Source organism: Mesorhizobium sp. W050, from assembly GCF_054719535.1.
The window spans coordinates 4,594,434-4,608,632 of the sequence record NZ_JBTTIH010000001.1 but is presented as its reverse complement, the minus strand read 5'-3'; the positions used below and the strand labels follow the sequence as shown (position 1 = coordinate 4,608,632).

Here is a 14,199-nt window from a genome sequence, read left to right as displayed (position 1 = left end):
TCAGGCGGTGCCGGTCGATCCGAACCCGCCCGCGCCGCGCGTCGTGGCGCCGGCCAGCGAGCGCTCCTCAACCGTCACCTGCGTCACCGCGGCAAAGACGATCTGGGCAATGCGCATGCCGCGCGTCACCGCGAAATCCTCGTCGCCGAGGTTGACCAGCAGCACCTTAACCTCGCCGCGATAGTCGCTGTCGACCGTGCCTGGTGAATTGAGGACGGTCAGCCCATGCTTGAAGGCAAGGCCGGAGCGCGGCCGCACCTGGCCTTCCATTCCTTCGGGAATTTCCAGGATCAGACCGGTCGGCACCAAGGCGCGCTTGCCAGGCAGGATCAGCAGCGGCCGGTCTTCCGGCACCGCGGCGCGCAGATCCATGCCGGCGGCGCCGGTGCTTTCGTAAGCGGGAAGGGGAAGTCCATCGCCATGCGGCAACCTGACGAAGCCGACGGTTGGACCGATGACGGAGGAATTGTGGAGGGCTGCGCGCATAAAATCGATCCTATCGGCGCGAACGGCGATTCGGTCAACTCGTCCGCAGGCCTATCAACGGCTTTCTTTCGGGCGTCAGTGTGACCTAGCGCAATTCCACCGGAACGACCGTCGTCTCCTTGATCTCCTCCATGACGAAGGAGGCCGAAACGTCCGACAGCGCCACCTTGGCGATCAGCCGCTGATAGAGCCGGTCATAGGCCTTCATGTCAGCGACGCGGGCGCGCAGCACGTAGTCGAGATCGCCGGACATGCGATAGACTCCGGTGATCTCGGGAAAACCGGTCACCGCCGCCCGAAACTTCTGCAGCCAGTCCGGGTCATGATTGGACGTGCGGATCAGGATGAACACCGAAAGCCCGAGCCCGAGCTTGTCGGCATCGACCAGCGCCACCCGCCCGGTGATGACGCCGTCCTCTTCCAGCCGCTTGACCCGGCGCCAGCAGGCGTTGCGCGACAGCGACACTTTTTCGGAGAGCTGATCGACCGACAGTGTGCCGTCGCGTTGCAGCTCGGCCAGCAATCTTCGGTCGATTTCATCAAATTCAAGCGCCATGTTGGGATGAATGTCCCGAACCACGGCGTTAGACAAGGACAAATTGAGACCGATGAACCTTTACCCCGTGGCAGGATACCCACATCGGGGCTTATCCCGGCAGGAGGGATCACCATGACGACGCTGTTTTCGAAGCTGTTCACCTCTCACCCGGCCAAGGTGGGCGAGACCTATTTCAGCCATATGGCCTTTGCCGCCTGGTTCTGCTCGCGCCTCCTGATGGCCGCTGGTGCGGCACTCGTTCACGCTTTCTTGCCGTTTCTCTTCGAAACTACGGCAAGCCGAATCGTTCGCGAACTCTATGAACGGACGCAAAACAGAGGCTCGCACGCGGTCAAGGAGCCCCAGGCTCTCTTGGATCGCGCCTAGGATTGGTTAGAAGCGATGTGCCGATGGGCGGCTTATCTGGGTGACGCGGTCTTCCTCGAGGACGTCGTCACCGCGCCTTGCCACTCGCTCATCGCCCAGAGCCATTGCGCCCAGGAAGCCAAGTCGCCGACCAATGGCGACGGTTTCGGCCTTGCCTGGTATGGCGACCGGCCCGAGCCCGGCCTCTACCGCGACATCCTGCCGGCCTGGTCGGATCCCAATCTGAAAAGCCTGTGCCGGCAGATCAAATCCGGCCTGTTCCTCGCCCATGTCAGGGCGTCGACCGGCGGCGCCACCAGCCGCATGAACTGCCATCCCTTCATCTCCGGCAGCTGGTCGTTCATGCACAACGGCCAGATCGGCGGCTTTGAAAAGATCCGCCGCGCGCTGGAGAACTCGCTCTCTGACGCCGTCTTCGACCAGCGCGAGGGCACCACCGATTCCGAATTGTTTTTCCTGCTGATGATCGACGAGGGTCTTGCTGGCGACCCGCAAGGGGCAGTATCGCGCGCCACCGCTCGGGTTCTAGAGGCGTCACGCCACGCCGGTCTCGAACCGGCCTTGAAACTCACTGCGGCCCTTTCCGATGGGCGCGCGCTCTATGCCGTGCGCTACGCAAGCGATGCCCACGCACCGACGCTGTACACGTCGCTCCGCAACGGCGGTCGTTGCATCGTGTCCGAACCCTTCGACCGCGAAGGCGGCGACTGGCAGGCGATCCCGCCGGCGAGTTTTGTCACGATCACTGGCGATGGGATGAGCATTCGGCCGTTCGTGCCGGCTGTGGCAAGGCTGGCACCGGTCGTCTAGGCCCTAACCTAAGCCGCATTCCTTCGCGCCCCCCCTCTGTCCTGCCGGACATCACCCCACGAGGGGGGAGATTGGAGGTCATGGCGGCCTTCGCCAACGCAGGAAAAGGGGCGCGGAAGCCAAAGCTGCCAATCTCCCCCCAAAGTGGGGGAGATGTCCGGCAGGACAGAGGGGGGCGCCGTAGAGCGCCAACCTCAACCGACCGGCAAGCGCAATTTTGATCAAGCGCCGATGATCTCCGAATGCTGAACTTGGTTTTAAACCGCGATACGTTTGGCAGCAGCCGGAGCAATCATGGACCTCGCCTTTTCCTCGACCATCGATCTCGCCGCCGCAATCGCGGCGCGAAAGATCTCCGCCGTCGAAGCTCTGGACGCCCATCTGACCCAAATCGACCGACACAGCGAGGCGGTCAACGCGGTCGTCAATCTCGATCGGGAAGGCGCCCGCGAGCGCGCGAAACAAGCCGACGCGGTGCAGGCGCGCGGCGATGCGCTCGGACCGCTGCATGGCGTGCCTTTCACGTTGAAGGACATGCACCAAACCGCTGATATGAAGACCACGGTTGGTTTCGCACCATTCGCCGACTATGTGGCAAAGGCAGACAGCCCGGTCGTCGCCCGATTGAAAGCCGCAGGCGGCATCCTGATTGGAAAGACCAATGTCGCGACGATGCTGGGCGACTGGCAATCGGACAATCCGCTGTTCGGTCGCACCAGCAATCCGTGGAACCGATCGCGCACGTCAGGCGGGTCCAGCGGTGGCGCAGCGGCAGCGGTGGCGACCGGCATGACGCCGTTCGATGTCGGCACCGACATGCAGGATTCGATCCGCCTGCCGTCGGCTTTTTGCGGCGTCTACGGGTTGAAACCGACCGAGCACCGCGTGTCCCTGGCCGGCGCCTTCCCCGATCCGAACGGCGCGGCGCGTAGCGTGCGGCTGATGTCCTGCCTCGGCCCGCTGGCGCGCAGCGTGGAGGATCTTGCGCTGATCTACAAAATCATCGCCGGCCCGGACGGAGCAGACACCGACCTCGCGCCGGTGCCCGTAGAGGCCATGCCCAGGCTCGACCTCAAGACATTGCGCATCGCCGTCGCGCCGTCCTTCCCCGGCTTTCCGGTGGCTGGTAAAATCGCTGCCGCGGTCGAAAGCCTGGCCAAGCGGTTGCAATCAGCAGGGGTGATTGTGGAAGAAGCGAACTTGCCTGAGATCGATCTGCATGACGATCTGGAGCAGGGCGGCGATCTGATCGGCATGATGCTGGAGGCAGCGCAGCCCGAACCGCCGGAGCAGCCAACGCCGATCACCAATTGGTTCGAGGCGCTCGCTCGCCGCGACCGCTCGATCCTGGCCTGGGACAGGTTCTTCGAAACCTGCGATGCCTTGCTGTGCCCGGTCGCCATGACCACGGCCTTCGCGCATTGTGAGCCCGGCACGCCGATCGAAGTCGACGGCAAGGAGCAAAGCTATTGGATGCTACCGGCCTATGGCGCGGTCTTCAATTATTCCGGCCATCCGGCACTCTCGCTGCCCTGCGGGCAAGACCGCGACGGCCTGCCCATCGGCCTGCAACTGGTCGGCAAGCGCTGGTCGGAATCGCGGCTGCTCGGCATCGCCAAGGCGATCGAAGCGCTGACCGGCGGCTTCAAGCGTCCGCCGGGCTACTGAGCAAACCGACCCAACCCATAAGGCGTCAGCAGCGGATCACGCTCGCCGTCGAGAATTTCGCGCGTGGCGAACAGCCCGACCGCCGGCGCCAGCGTGACGCCGGAATGCATGACGGCGACATAGAGGCCGTCGACGCCCTCGGCGCGGCCGATGATCGGAAAGCCGTCGATCGGCGTCGGCCGGTAGCCAACCGTGTGAAATTCGAATTCCAGCCCGTCGGCGCCGCGCAAGGCCGCCTTCATTGCTGCGAACAAATCGCGCGCCGTGGCGTCGGGGTTCTCACCTGGATCGCCGCCGGCGAAATCCGAGCCGGCAATGATGCGGCCCTCCGCCGTCTGGCGCATATGCAGCTTTTCGGCATGCACCAGCCCGTTGAGCAGCTTCTTGTATGGCCGCGAGTGGACGATCAGGCCGGGCGGGGTCTCGATAGGTAGCTTGATGCCGGCGGTAGCGGCAATATCGGGCGCCCCGACGCCGGCTGCGATCACCACCTCTTCGGCTGCCATCAGCCCATGCGATGTATCGACACCGGTAATCCTGCCATAGGTCTGGACAAGTGCGGTTACAGAACTGGAGAGAACGCGCGCACCTTGCCGTTCTGCGTCGGCCAGCAGCGCCTTGGCCGCTGCGACCGGTTCGGCCACGCCTTCTTCCGCGACATAGACAGCCAATTCCGGTGGCTCGACGAGACTGGGCTCGATTTGCGCTGCCCGCCCGGCGTCGACGCGTTCGATGCCGTAACCCCAGGAAGCGTGCTCAGCCGCGTAGGCTTCGAGCCTGCCTGCCGGCAGATCCCAGCACAGCCCGCCGCACCAGGCGAGCGGCAGGCCGGGCAGCTCGTTTGCCAGCCGCTTCCATTCGGCCATCGCACGGATGCGCAGCCGGAAATAGATTTCGGGATTGCCCCAGCTGGCGTTGATCCAGGCAAAGGAGTTTGGCGTGGCGACGCCGCCGGCACCACTATCGGAAATCACAGTCACCCGCGCCCCGGCCTTGGTCAGGTGCCAGGCGATGGACGCCCCGATAATGCCGGCGCCGATGACGATGACTTCTTTAGCGCTGCTCATACCGGACCTCTCAAATTGGGCTCCTCTGATGCCACCGCAGCGGGTTAAGCTCAAGGGCGGTCGAGGCCTGCCGGCCCGAAACGGTCGACAGGCTGGCAATGCGCTGCTAGAAGCCCGCGCCACAGACAGGATTCCAGAAATTGGCTGAAGACATCGAACAGGCGGTATCGCGCCGCCGCACTTTCGCGATCATCGCCCACCCCGACGCCGGCAAGACGACGCTCACCGAAAAGCTGCTGCTGTTCGGCGGCGCCATCCAGCTTGCCGGCGAGGTCAAGGCCAAGAAGGACCGCATCCAGACCCGGTCCGACTGGATGAAGATCGAGCGCGAGCGCGGCATTTCGGTCGTCACTTCGGTGATGACCTTCGAATACGAGGACAATGTCTTCAACCTGCTCGACACGCCAGGTCACGAGGATTTCGCCGACGACACCTATCGTACGCTCTCGGCGGTCGACTCGGCCGTCATGGTCATCGACGCCGCCAAGGGCATCGAGCCGCGCACGCTGAAACTGTTCGAAGTCTGCCGGCTGCGCGACATCCCGATCATCACCTTCATCAACAAGATGGACCGCGAAAGCCGCGACCCGTTCGAAATTCTCGACGAGATCGAGCAGAAGTTGGCGCTGGACACCGCCCCCATCACCTGGCCGATCGGCCGCGGCAAGACTTTTGCCGGCACCTACCACCTGGCGCTCAACGCTGTGCGCAGGGGCGATGCCGAGAAAGACCGCACGCCGGTCAACGGCCCCGACTCCAACCGCGTCGCCGGCCTGCTGCCGGAAAACGAGCGCGAAGCCTTCATCGAGGAGCTGGAACTCGCGCGCGAGGCCTGCCGACCTCTTGATATTGACGCGTTCCGTGAGGGCCATCTGACGCCGGTCTATTTCGGCTCGGCGCTGCGCAATTACGGCGTGCGCGACCTGATCGAGGCGCTCGGCGCCTTCGGCCCGCCGCCGCGTGCGCAGGACGCAGACACCCGCAAGGTCGAGGCGACGGAGGAGAAGATGACGTCCTTCGTGTTCAAGATCCAGGCCAATATGGACCCCAACCATCGCGACCGCATCGCCTTCGTGCGCGTCTGTTCGGGCAAGCTCGAGCGCGGCATGAAGGCCAAGCTGGTGCGCACCGGCAAGCCGATGAGCCTGTCGGCGCCGCAGTTCTTCTTTGCCCGCACCCGCGTCACCGCCGACGAAGCGTTTGCCGGCGATGTCGTCGGCATTCCCAACCACGGCACGCTGCGTATCGGCGATACGCTGACCGAAGGCGAGGAGATACTGTTCCGCGGCGTACCCAACTTCGCGCCGGAAATCCTGCGCCGTGTGCGCCTCGGCGACGCGATGAAGGCGAAAAAACTCAAGGAAGCGCTGCACCAGATGGCCGAGGAAGGCGTCGTGCAGCTGTTTTCGCCCGAGGATGGCTCACCTGCCATCGTCGGTGTCGTCGGCGCGTTGCAGCTCGACGTTTTGAAGGAGCGGCTGAATTTCGAATACACGCTGCCGGTCGAATTCGAAATGTCGCGCTTCTCGGTCTGCCGCTGGATCTCGGCCGACGACAAGGGCGAGACGCTTCGCTTCATCGAAGCGCATCGCGGCGACATCGCCCGCGACCTCGACAACGACCCTGTGTTTCTGGCCCAGCACGCCTTCTCGCTGAACTACGAAGCCGAACGCTGGAAGGCGATCCGCTTCGCAACCGTCAAAGACTACCAGGTCCGCGACAAGGCGGCGTAAGGCGCCCCTTTTCCTTCTGCCCGTTTACGCGGAGAGGTGCCCGAAGGGCGGATGAGGGGCAGCGCCGACGTTGAAGGGTCAATTGGCTCCAACGCGCGCCGGCCCTCCGCATGGCTCAGGGCGTTCGAAGCTCGAAAAGCCAAGCAATTGGCTTTTCGTCCGCTACGCGGACCCCTTCTCACCCCTCCGCAGCTTCCTCGATCTTCGCAATATCGATCTTGCTCATCTGCATCATCGCCGACATCACCCGCCCGGCCTTGGCCCGGTCCGGATCCAGAAGCAGGCGCGGCAGTTGCTCCGGCACGACTTGCCAGGAGACGCCGAACTTGTCCTTCAGCCAGCTGCATTGCGACGGTTCGCCGCCGCCTTCGATGAGCTTGTCCCAGAAATAATCGACCTCTTCCTGGGTCTTGCAGTCGATCGACTGTGACATCGCCTCGTTGAACTTGAATTGCGGTCCGCCGTTGAGCGCCTGGAACCGCACGCCGTCGAGTTCGAACGTGGTCACCAGCGCCTTGCCGGCATCGGTATGGCCTTCGGGCCAACGCAGCACGCTCAGTACCTTCGAGTTCTTGAAGATGGAGACGTAGAAATTCATCGCCTCTTCGGCCTGGCCATCGAACCACAGGCAGGTGGTGATCTTTTGCATGTCATGCTCCTCGGGTGTTTGGTTGCGATTACAGGTGAAGCGGCTGACTTATAGAAATGGTACCATTCCCTTGCCGTCGTCCCAAGGACGGATGCCGGGCTAGCGATCCGACACTGGCCGGCAATCTTTTTCGAAACCCTGATTTCAGCGAGACTCTGGCGCATTGCAAAAATGTGGCCAGACCATACTTGCCGGTCTATAAACCCTGCGATCCAAATCCAGCGCCGCCACGCTCCGCGTTGAGCGCAGCCAGCCAGCCAAGGAAAATTCATGCCTGCCTATCGCTCCCGCACCACCACCCACGGCCGCAACATGGCCGGCGCCCGCGGCCTGTGGCGCGCCACAGGCATGAAGGATTCGGATTTCGGCAAGCCGATCATCGCGGTGGTCAATTCCTTCACCCAGTTCGTGCCGGGTCATGTCCATCTGAAAGACCTTGGCCAGCTGGTGGCGCGCGAGATCGAGAAGGCCGGCGGTGTCGCCAAGGAATTCAACACCATCGCCGTCGATGACGGCATCGCCATGGGCCATGACGGCATGCTCTATTCGCTGCCGTCGCGCGAGCTGATCGCGGACTCGGTCGAATACATGGTCAACGCGCATTGCGCCGATGCCATGGTCTGCATCTCCAATTGCGACAAGATCACGCCCGGCATGCTGATGGCCTCCTTGCGCCTCAATATCCCAAGCGTCTTCGTCTCCGGGGGGCCGATGGAAGCCGGCAAGGTGGTGCTCGCCGGCAAGACACAAGCGCTCGACCTGGTCGACGCCATGGTTGCCGCCGCCGACGACAAGATCTCCGACGAGGACGTCAAGGTCATCGAGCGCTCGGCTTGCCCGACCTGCGGCTCGTGCTCGGGCATGTTCACCGCCAATTCGATGAACTGCCTGACCGAAGCACTGGGGCTCTCGCTGCCGGGCAACGGCTCGACGCTGGCAACCCACGCCGACCGCAAGCGGCTGTTCGTCGAGGCGGGTCACCTTATCGTCGATCTCGCCCAGCGCTACTACGAGCAGGATGATGAGACGGCGCTGCCGCGCAGCATCGCCTCGAAGGGCGCCTTCGAGAACGCCATGACGCTCGACATCGCCATGGGCGGCTCGACCAATACGGTGCTGCATATCCTGGCCGCCGCCCACGAGGGCGAAGTCGATTTCACCATGGAAGACATCGACCGGCTGTCACGGCGGGTTCCGGTGCTATGCAAGGTCGCACCGGCCAAGTCCGACGTGCATATGGAAGACGTCCACCGCGCAGGCGGCATCATGGCCATCCTCGGCCAGCTCGACAATGCCGGGCTGCTCAACCGCAACCTGCCGACGGTGCATACGGCAAGCCTCGGCGAAGCGCTCGACCATTGGGACATCTCCCGCACCTCGAGCCAGAGCGTCCGCGACTTCTTTCTCGCCGCTCCGGGTGGCGTGCCGACACAGGTCGCCTTCAGCCAGGACCGCCGCTGGGACGAGCTCGACCTCGACCGCGGGAAGGGCGTCATCCGCTCAGCCGAGACGCCGTTCTCCAGAGACGGCGGGCTTGCGGTTCTGAAAGGCAATCTCGCGCTCGACGGCTGCATCGTGAAGACGGCCGGCGTTGACGAGTCGATCCTGAAGTTCACCGGCCCGGCCCGCGTGTTCGAAAGCCAGGACGCTTCCGTGAAGGCGATCCTGTCCAACGAAATCAAGGCCGGCGATGTCGTCGTCATCCGCTATGAAGGACCGCGCGGCGGTCCCGGCATGCAGGAAATGCTCTACCCCACGAGCTATCTAAAGTCGAAAGGCCTCGGCAAAGCCTGCGCGCTGGTCACCGACGGCCGCTTCTCCGGCGGCACATCAGGCCTGTCGATCGGCCATGCCTCGCCCGAAGCAGCGGAAGGCGGCACGATCGGACTGGTGCAGGAAGGCGATACGATCGAGATCGACATCCCCAACCGCACGATCCGGCTTGCTGTCAGCGACGCTGAACTCGACGCGCGCCGCGCGGCCATGGAGGCAAAGGGCGCCATGGCCTGGAAGCCCGAGGAAAAGCGCAAGCGCAAGGTGACGACCGCGCTGCGCGCTTACGCCGCCTTCGCCACCAGCGCCGACAAGGGCGCGGTGCGGCACGTGCCGGAGTGATCCAGCCCGGCTAGTGGTACTGGCCGTACCAAGGCGATTTCGGATCGGGAAGATAGGGCCAATCCGTGCGGGTTGGCAGCGATCGCTTTGCGTCTTCCGCCTGTGATGGTGTCAAGAAGATGCCGAACAGGTCGTTTCCACCGTTGAGCGCGTAGTATCGCACGCCCGAATGGGTGAGTTGGTCATTGATGATTTTGAAGAAGACATAAGTGGCCGTGCCCCAGCTTTTGTCTTCGCTGCCCACCCTATCCGGGGCGTATATCACGAACTCCTGGCCAGCCGAGCGCACGGCATATCGTGAAGCGTACATGTCTACGCTTTCCTCGATTGCGATTGGGTCTTTCACATATTGCCGAAGCTCGGGCAAAACTTCTTGGTAGGTCTTTGCGATTCCTTGTTCGGCGAGGTTCTCCGCGTCGAGGTGATGCGCCTTGTCGTAGTCGAGAGCCATGGCAGGAGATTGCGCGGCAAAGGTGCCCAACAAGACGGATCGTAGAAAGGACATGAACCGAGCAGCGCGCATACTCGCACTCCGTTATGGCATCAGCTGATATTCATAAAGCTTCTGATACAGCCCGCCTTGGTTGAGCAGCGTGCGATGCGCGCCGCTTTCCACCACCTTGCCGGCCTCCAGCACCACGATCGTGTCGGCCTGGTGCACGGTCGACAGGCGGTGGGCAATGACGATGGTGGTGCGCCCGACCGTCAGCTGCTGCAGCGCGTCGCGGAAAAGCGCCTCGGATTCGGCGTCGAGCGCGCTGGTCGCCTCGTCGAGCAGCAGGATTTCGGCATTGCGCAGCATGGCGCGCGCGATCGAGATGCGCTGGCGCTGGCCGCCTGACAGCAGCGCGCCATTCTCGCCGACATCCGTGTCGTACCCTTTCGCCTGGGCGCTGATGAAGTCATGTGCATTGGCGGCCCTTGCGGCGGCCATTACTTCCTCGTCCGTGGCGCCCTCGCGCCCGAGCCTGATGTTGTGCATGATCGTGCCGGCAAACAGGAACGTGTCCTGGCTGACATAGGCGATCTTTTCCCTGACCGAGGTGAGCGTGGCACAAGAAATGTCCTGCCCGTCGAACATCACCCTGCCGACCTGCGGGTCGTACATGCGCATGATCAGGTTGAGGATGGTCGACTTGCCGCTGCCCGAGGGTCCGACCAGCGCCGTCATCTTGCCTGCGGCAAGCGTCAGGTCCAGTCCCTCGAACACCGGCGCGCTTTCGGGGTAGGCGAAGCTGACATTGTCGAAATGGATCTCGCCCGGCCCGGCCCGCAGCGGCTTTGCATCCGGCTTTTCGGCCAGCGTCAGCGGCCGGTCGGCGAGCTGGAACATCATGCGCACGCCGACAATGCCGGTTTCAAGCGAGATGCGTACGCGGGCCAGGCGCTTGGCCGGCTCATAGGCCAACAGCAGCGCCGCGATGAACGCCATGATGTTGCCCGGCATCTGACCGCCGCCGCCCAGAACCAGGAAGCCGCTGACAAAAACGGCGCCAGCGATGGCCAGCCCCGCAAGCGTTTCCATCACCGGGCTGGTGGCGGCCTCCAGCGTGGCGATGTTGTTGGCGCGGCTCTCCACGTCCGACACGGCCTTGTACATGCGCTTGCGCATGGCGCCTTCGAGACCGAAGGATTTGACGACGCGCACGCCGATCGCCGTTTCCTGCATCACCTGCACGATCTGGCCGAGCGAACGGAATTCTTGCGAGGCAATTTTTCGGACGCGCTTCAGGATACGATTGACGCCGTAAATGGCGATCGGCCCGATCACCAGACAGATCAGGGACAGCGCCGGCTGCTGCCAGACCATCACCCCCACCAGCGCAGCCAGCGTCACCAGGTCGCGAACATAGGACGTGACGATTTGGTCGAGCACGCTGCGCGCGGCCTGGGCATTGTTCGTCATGCGCGAAATCAGTTCGGACGAAGAGGTCGAATGATAGAATTCGATGCCTTGCGCAAGAATGCTGTCATAGATCTTGCGCTGCCGGTCGGCGATGATGGCATTGCCGACCCTGCTCATGAAGTAGGCCTGGATGAAGTTTGCGAAGCCCTTGAGAATGAAAATCGCTCCGGTCGCCGCCGCGATCAGATTGACCTGCCCAATCCGCTTGTAAACCACGAATTCATTGGTGATTTCGCGCAGCATATAGGCGCTGGCTGCTGTCGTTGCCGCCACAACCAGCATCGACAGAATGGCCGCAGCGTAGCCAAATCTATGCGCGTGAAAGGATTCCCGCAAAAGCCTTGCGATAAGGCGCTGGTTTTCCGTCGAACGGAAGAAGCGAAACAAATGGCCGATCCCATGCCTGACTGACGAATTTCGGATTCGCCACCGGGGCGAAAGGCGGCTTATAGAGCGAGTTGTGGCCGGATGGAACCTTTCGCTGTCGCGGAGACAATCGGCTGCGGCACGGTGTCTTTTGCGCCACGATTGCGGCGACTGATCTGCAGGGAGATGACGACAGATGGATTTCGACCTTGTTGTGCGCGGCGGAACGCTGCCCGACGGCACCGTCGCCGACCTGGGCATCATCGGCGAGACGATCGTCGCCATCGAGTCCGAACTGCATGTCAGCGCCGGCACGGCGATCGACGCCCGTGGCAATCTGATCTCGCCGCCCTTCGTCGATCCGCATTTCCATATGGACGCCACGCTGTCCTACGGCATTCCACGCATCAACGCTTCGGGCACGCTGCTGGAAGGCATTTCGCTGTGGGGCGAACTGAAGCCGCTCTTGACCCATGACGCGGTGCGCGAGCGGGCGCTCGCCTATTGCGACTGGGCGGTCTCGATGGGCCTGCTCGCCATCCGTACCCATGTCGATGTCTGCGACGACCGGCTGCTGGCGGTCGAGGCGCTGCTCGACGTCAAGAAGATTGTCGCGCCCTATATCGATCTGCAACTGGTCGCTTTCCCGCAGGATGGCTTCTACCGTTCGCCGACGGCGCGCCAGAACACGCTGCGCGCGCTCGACATGGGCGTCGACATCGTCGGCGGCATCCCGCATTTCGAACGCACCATGGCCGACGGCACGCGCTCGGTCACCGAACTTTGCGAAATCGCGGCGAAGCGCGGGCTGATGGTCGACCTGCATTGCGACGAGACCGACGATCCGTTGTCGCGCCACATCGAGCAGCTTGCCTATGAGACGCAGCGCCTTGGCCTGCAGGGCAAGGTGGCCGGCTCGCACCTGACTTCCATGCACTCGATGGACAATTATTACGTCTCCAAGCTGCTGCCGCTGATCGCCGAGACCGGTGTCTCGGCGATCCCCAATCCGCTGATCAACATCATGCTGCAGGGCCGCCACGACACGTTTCCCAAACGCCGCGGCATGACCCGGGTGAAGGAGATGCAGGCGCTCGGCATCCGCGTCGGCTGGGGCCAGGATTGCGTTCTCGACCCCTGGTATTCGCTCGGCACCGCCGACATGCTCGACGTCGCCTTCATGGGCCTCCACGTCGCTCAGATGTCGAGCCCTGCCGACATGGCGCGCTGCTTCGACATGGTCACCAACGTCAACGCCGCCATCATGGGCCTCGATCATCTCGGCCTTGCCGTGGGCAAGCGCGCCAGCTTCGTCATCCTCGATGCAGGCAACCCGATCGAGGCCTTGAGGCTGCGTGCCGAACGGCTGTGCGTCGTCGCCAGGGGCAAGGTGGTGGCCGAGCGCACGAAGCAGGAGACACGGCTGTCGATCGCCGGCCGTCCCGGACAGGTGAACCGGCGGCACAAAGCTGCGTAGAAACAGCCGATTTCCGCCGCTGGTCTTACCGATTTGCCTCGTCAAAGCGGCCGCTTGCAGCTAGGGAGCCGCATGGCCCAGTCGCTCGTCCGCACCTTTACCATCAGGAACGTGCTTTTGGCCGGCATCCTTTTGATGCTGGCCGGCGACTTCATGTTCGCGCTGAACGACGCGATGGGCAAATGGCTGGTCGCCAGCTTCTCGGTGGGGCAGGTGGTGCTGATCCGATCGATCGGGGCCTTCATCGTGCTCGGCCCGATGATCGCCAACCAGGGCGCCGCAAAGCTGTTCCAGATGGAGCGGCCAGTCCTCCAGCTTCTGCGCGTGGTGGCGACGACGGTCGACACAGCCTTGTTCTACGCCGCCGTCGTCTATCTGCCGCTGGCCGATGTGATGAGCTTCTACATGGCCGGGCCGATCTATGTGGCGGCGCTGTCGCATTTCCTGCTCGGCGAAAAGGTCGGCTGGCGCCGCTGGGCCGCCATCCTGGTCGGCTTCTGCGGCGTGCTGATCATCTTGAAGCCCTCTTCGGCGGCGTTCTCGCAGTCCTCGCTGTTCGCACTGGTCGGCAGCATCGCCTTCGCCTTCGCCATCATCCTCAGCCGCCGCCTGCGCGGCACCAGCGACACCACGTTGGTCACATGGCAGACGATCGGCACGCTGCTGGTTGGCGCCGTGATGACCATCGGCGCCTGGAAGGCGCCGTCGGCACTCGATTTCGGCGCCATGCTCCTGCTCGGCATCGTCTCCTGCAGCGCGCATCTGATGATTACCAGGGCGCTGAAACTGGCCCCTGCCTCGACGCTGGCGCCGCTGCACTACAGCCTACTTCTATGGGCGGTGATCTTCGGCCTGGCCTTCTTCGGCGACGTGCCGGGACCGCGCATCCTGATCGGCTCGGCCATCGTCGTGCTCGCCGGCCTGTTCATCTTCCACCGCCAGAAGGTGGTCGAAACAGTCGTGCCGCCGGAGAACGTGCCGAAAGGCGTGAATTGAC

General features: G+C 63.4%; 13 protein-coding genes. 7 read left to right on the top strand and 6 right to left on the bottom strand.

Annotation, left to right across the window (positions count from 1 at the left end; translation table 11 throughout):
• Both dut and ACYG9Y_RS22215 read right to left on the bottom strand, forming a co-directional pair.
• Complete coding sequence (gene dut, locus ACYG9Y_RS22220; RefSeq protein WP_023690041.1) at positions 1–486, bottom strand: dUTP diphosphatase; 486 nt, start codon at positions 484–486, stop codon at positions 1–3.
• 85 nt (positions 487–571) lie between these two features.
• A complete protein-coding gene (locus ACYG9Y_RS22215) occupies positions 572–1,042 on the bottom strand; it encodes an Lrp/AsnC family transcriptional regulator (protein ID WP_023690042.1) in 471 nt (156 codons plus the stop codon).
• Between the two features lie 114 nt (positions 1,043–1,156).
• Here ACYG9Y_RS22215 and ACYG9Y_RS22210 point away from each other — a divergent pair, with 114 nt between their 5' ends.
• The 3 genes from ACYG9Y_RS22210 (at position 1,157) to ACYG9Y_RS22200 (ending at position 3,889) form a co-directional block, all read left to right on the top strand.
• The gene (locus ACYG9Y_RS22210; protein WP_031253525.1) at positions 1,157–1,411 is read left to right on the top strand and encodes a DUF6356 family protein; all 255 of its coding nucleotides are present in this window, start codon (positions 1,157–1,159) and stop codon (positions 1,409–1,411) included.
• Between the two features lie 15 nt (positions 1,412–1,426).
• Positions 1,427–2,221 (top strand): class II glutamine amidotransferase, encoded by a 795-nt coding sequence (locus tag ACYG9Y_RS22205; protein WP_023738133.1) that lies wholly within the window; start codon positions 1,427–1,429, stop codon positions 2,219–2,221.
• Between the two features lie 294 nt (positions 2,222–2,515).
• Positions 2,516–3,889: an amidase gene (locus ACYG9Y_RS22200; protein WP_023725823.1), complete on the top strand. Its 1,374-nt coding sequence runs from the start codon at positions 2,516–2,518 to the stop codon at positions 3,887–3,889.
• On the opposite strand, the gene ACYG9Y_RS22195 is transcribed toward ACYG9Y_RS22200, so the two are convergent.
• On the bottom strand, positions 3,883–4,956 hold the full coding sequence (locus tag ACYG9Y_RS22195) for an NAD(P)/FAD-dependent oxidoreductase (RefSeq protein WP_023752999.1): 1,074 nt from the start codon (positions 4,954–4,956) through the stop codon (positions 3,883–3,885). The genes ACYG9Y_RS22200 and ACYG9Y_RS22195 overlap by 7 nt on opposite strands.
• Positions 4,957–5,096: 140 nt before the next feature.
• Here ACYG9Y_RS22195 and ACYG9Y_RS22190 point away from each other — a divergent pair, with 140 nt between their 5' ends.
• A complete protein-coding gene (locus ACYG9Y_RS22190) occupies positions 5,097–6,689 on the top strand; it encodes a peptide chain release factor 3 (RefSeq protein ID WP_023738134.1) in 1,593 nt (530 codons plus the stop codon).
• A gap of 178 nt (positions 6,690–6,867) precedes the next feature.
• On the opposite strand, the gene ACYG9Y_RS22185 is transcribed toward ACYG9Y_RS22190, so the two are convergent.
• Positions 6,868–7,338: a VOC family protein gene (locus tag ACYG9Y_RS22185; RefSeq protein WP_023738135.1), complete on the bottom strand. Its 471-nt coding sequence runs from the start codon at positions 7,336–7,338 to the stop codon at positions 6,868–6,870.
• Between the two features lie 270 nt (positions 7,339–7,608).
• Between ACYG9Y_RS22185 and ilvD the strand changes: the two genes are divergently transcribed.
• Positions 7,609–9,453 (top strand): dihydroxy-acid dehydratase, encoded by a 1,845-nt coding sequence (ilvD, locus tag ACYG9Y_RS22180; RefSeq protein ID WP_023738136.1) that lies wholly within the window; start codon positions 7,609–7,611, stop codon positions 9,451–9,453.
• Between the two features lie 10 nt (positions 9,454–9,463).
• Here the strand turns inward: ilvD and ACYG9Y_RS22175 are convergent, their stop codons facing one another.
• Positions 9,464–9,934 carry a hypothetical protein gene (locus ACYG9Y_RS22175; protein WP_156929827.1) on the bottom strand — a complete coding sequence of 157 codons (471 nt, stop codon included), beginning with the start codon at positions 9,932–9,934 and terminating at the stop codon, positions 9,464–9,466.
• Between the two features lie 54 nt (positions 9,935–9,988).
• The gene (locus tag ACYG9Y_RS22170) at positions 9,989–11,746 is read right to left on the bottom strand and encodes an ABC transporter ATP-binding protein (protein WP_023698913.1); all 1,758 of its coding nucleotides are present in this window, start codon (positions 11,744–11,746) and stop codon (positions 9,989–9,991) included.
• Positions 11,747–11,921: 175 nt separating this feature from the next.
• Here ACYG9Y_RS22170 and ACYG9Y_RS22165 point away from each other — a divergent pair, with 175 nt between their 5' ends.
• Both ACYG9Y_RS22165 and ACYG9Y_RS22160 read left to right on the top strand, forming a co-directional pair.
• Entirely contained in the window at positions 11,922–13,202 is a 1,281-nt protein-coding gene (locus ACYG9Y_RS22165) for an amidohydrolase family protein (RefSeq protein WP_023712614.1), read from the top strand.
• A 72-nt stretch (positions 13,203–13,274) separates the two neighbouring features.
• A complete protein-coding gene (locus ACYG9Y_RS22160; protein WP_023738138.1) occupies positions 13,275–14,198 on the top strand; it encodes a DMT family transporter in 924 nt (307 codons plus the stop codon).
• The last annotated feature ends 1 nt before the right edge of the window (position 14,199 follow it).

What these genes read in the sequence shown, in the direction of transcription:
- ACYG9Y_RS22210 (WP_031253525.1), top strand. Translation starts at nt 1,157, where the DNA reads ATGACGACGCTGTTTTCGAAGCTGTTCACCTCTCACCCGGCCAAGGTG.
- ACYG9Y_RS22160 (WP_023738138.1), top strand. Translation starts at nt 13,275, where the DNA reads ATGGCCCAGTCGCTCGTCCGCACCTTTACCATCAGGAACGTGCTTTTG.
- ACYG9Y_RS22195 (WP_023752999.1), bottom strand. Translation starts at nt 4,956, where the DNA reads ATGAGCAGCGCTAAAGAAGTCATCGTCATCGGCGCCGGCATTATCGGG.
- ACYG9Y_RS22200 (WP_023725823.1), top strand. Translation starts at nt 2,516, where the DNA reads ATGGACCTCGCCTTTTCCTCGACCATCGATCTCGCCGCCGCAATCGCG.
- dut (WP_023690041.1), bottom strand. Translation starts at nt 486, where the DNA reads ATGCGCGCAGCCCTCCACAATTCCTCCGTCATCGGTCCAACCGTCGGC.
- ACYG9Y_RS22215 (WP_023690042.1), bottom strand. Translation starts at nt 1,042, where the DNA reads ATGGCGCTTGAATTTGATGAAATCGACCGAAGATTGCTGGCCGAGCTG.
- ilvD (WP_023738136.1), top strand. Translation starts at nt 7,609, where the DNA reads ATGCCTGCCTATCGCTCCCGCACCACCACCCACGGCCGCAACATGGCC.
- ACYG9Y_RS22165 (WP_023712614.1), top strand. Translation starts at nt 11,922, where the DNA reads ATGGATTTCGACCTTGTTGTGCGCGGCGGAACGCTGCCCGACGGCACC.
- ACYG9Y_RS22185 (WP_023738135.1), bottom strand. Translation starts at nt 7,338, where the DNA reads ATGCAAAAGATCACCACCTGCCTGTGGTTCGATGGCCAGGCCGAAGAG.
- ACYG9Y_RS22205 (WP_023738133.1), top strand. Translation starts at nt 1,427, where the DNA reads ATGTGCCGATGGGCGGCTTATCTGGGTGACGCGGTCTTCCTCGAGGAC.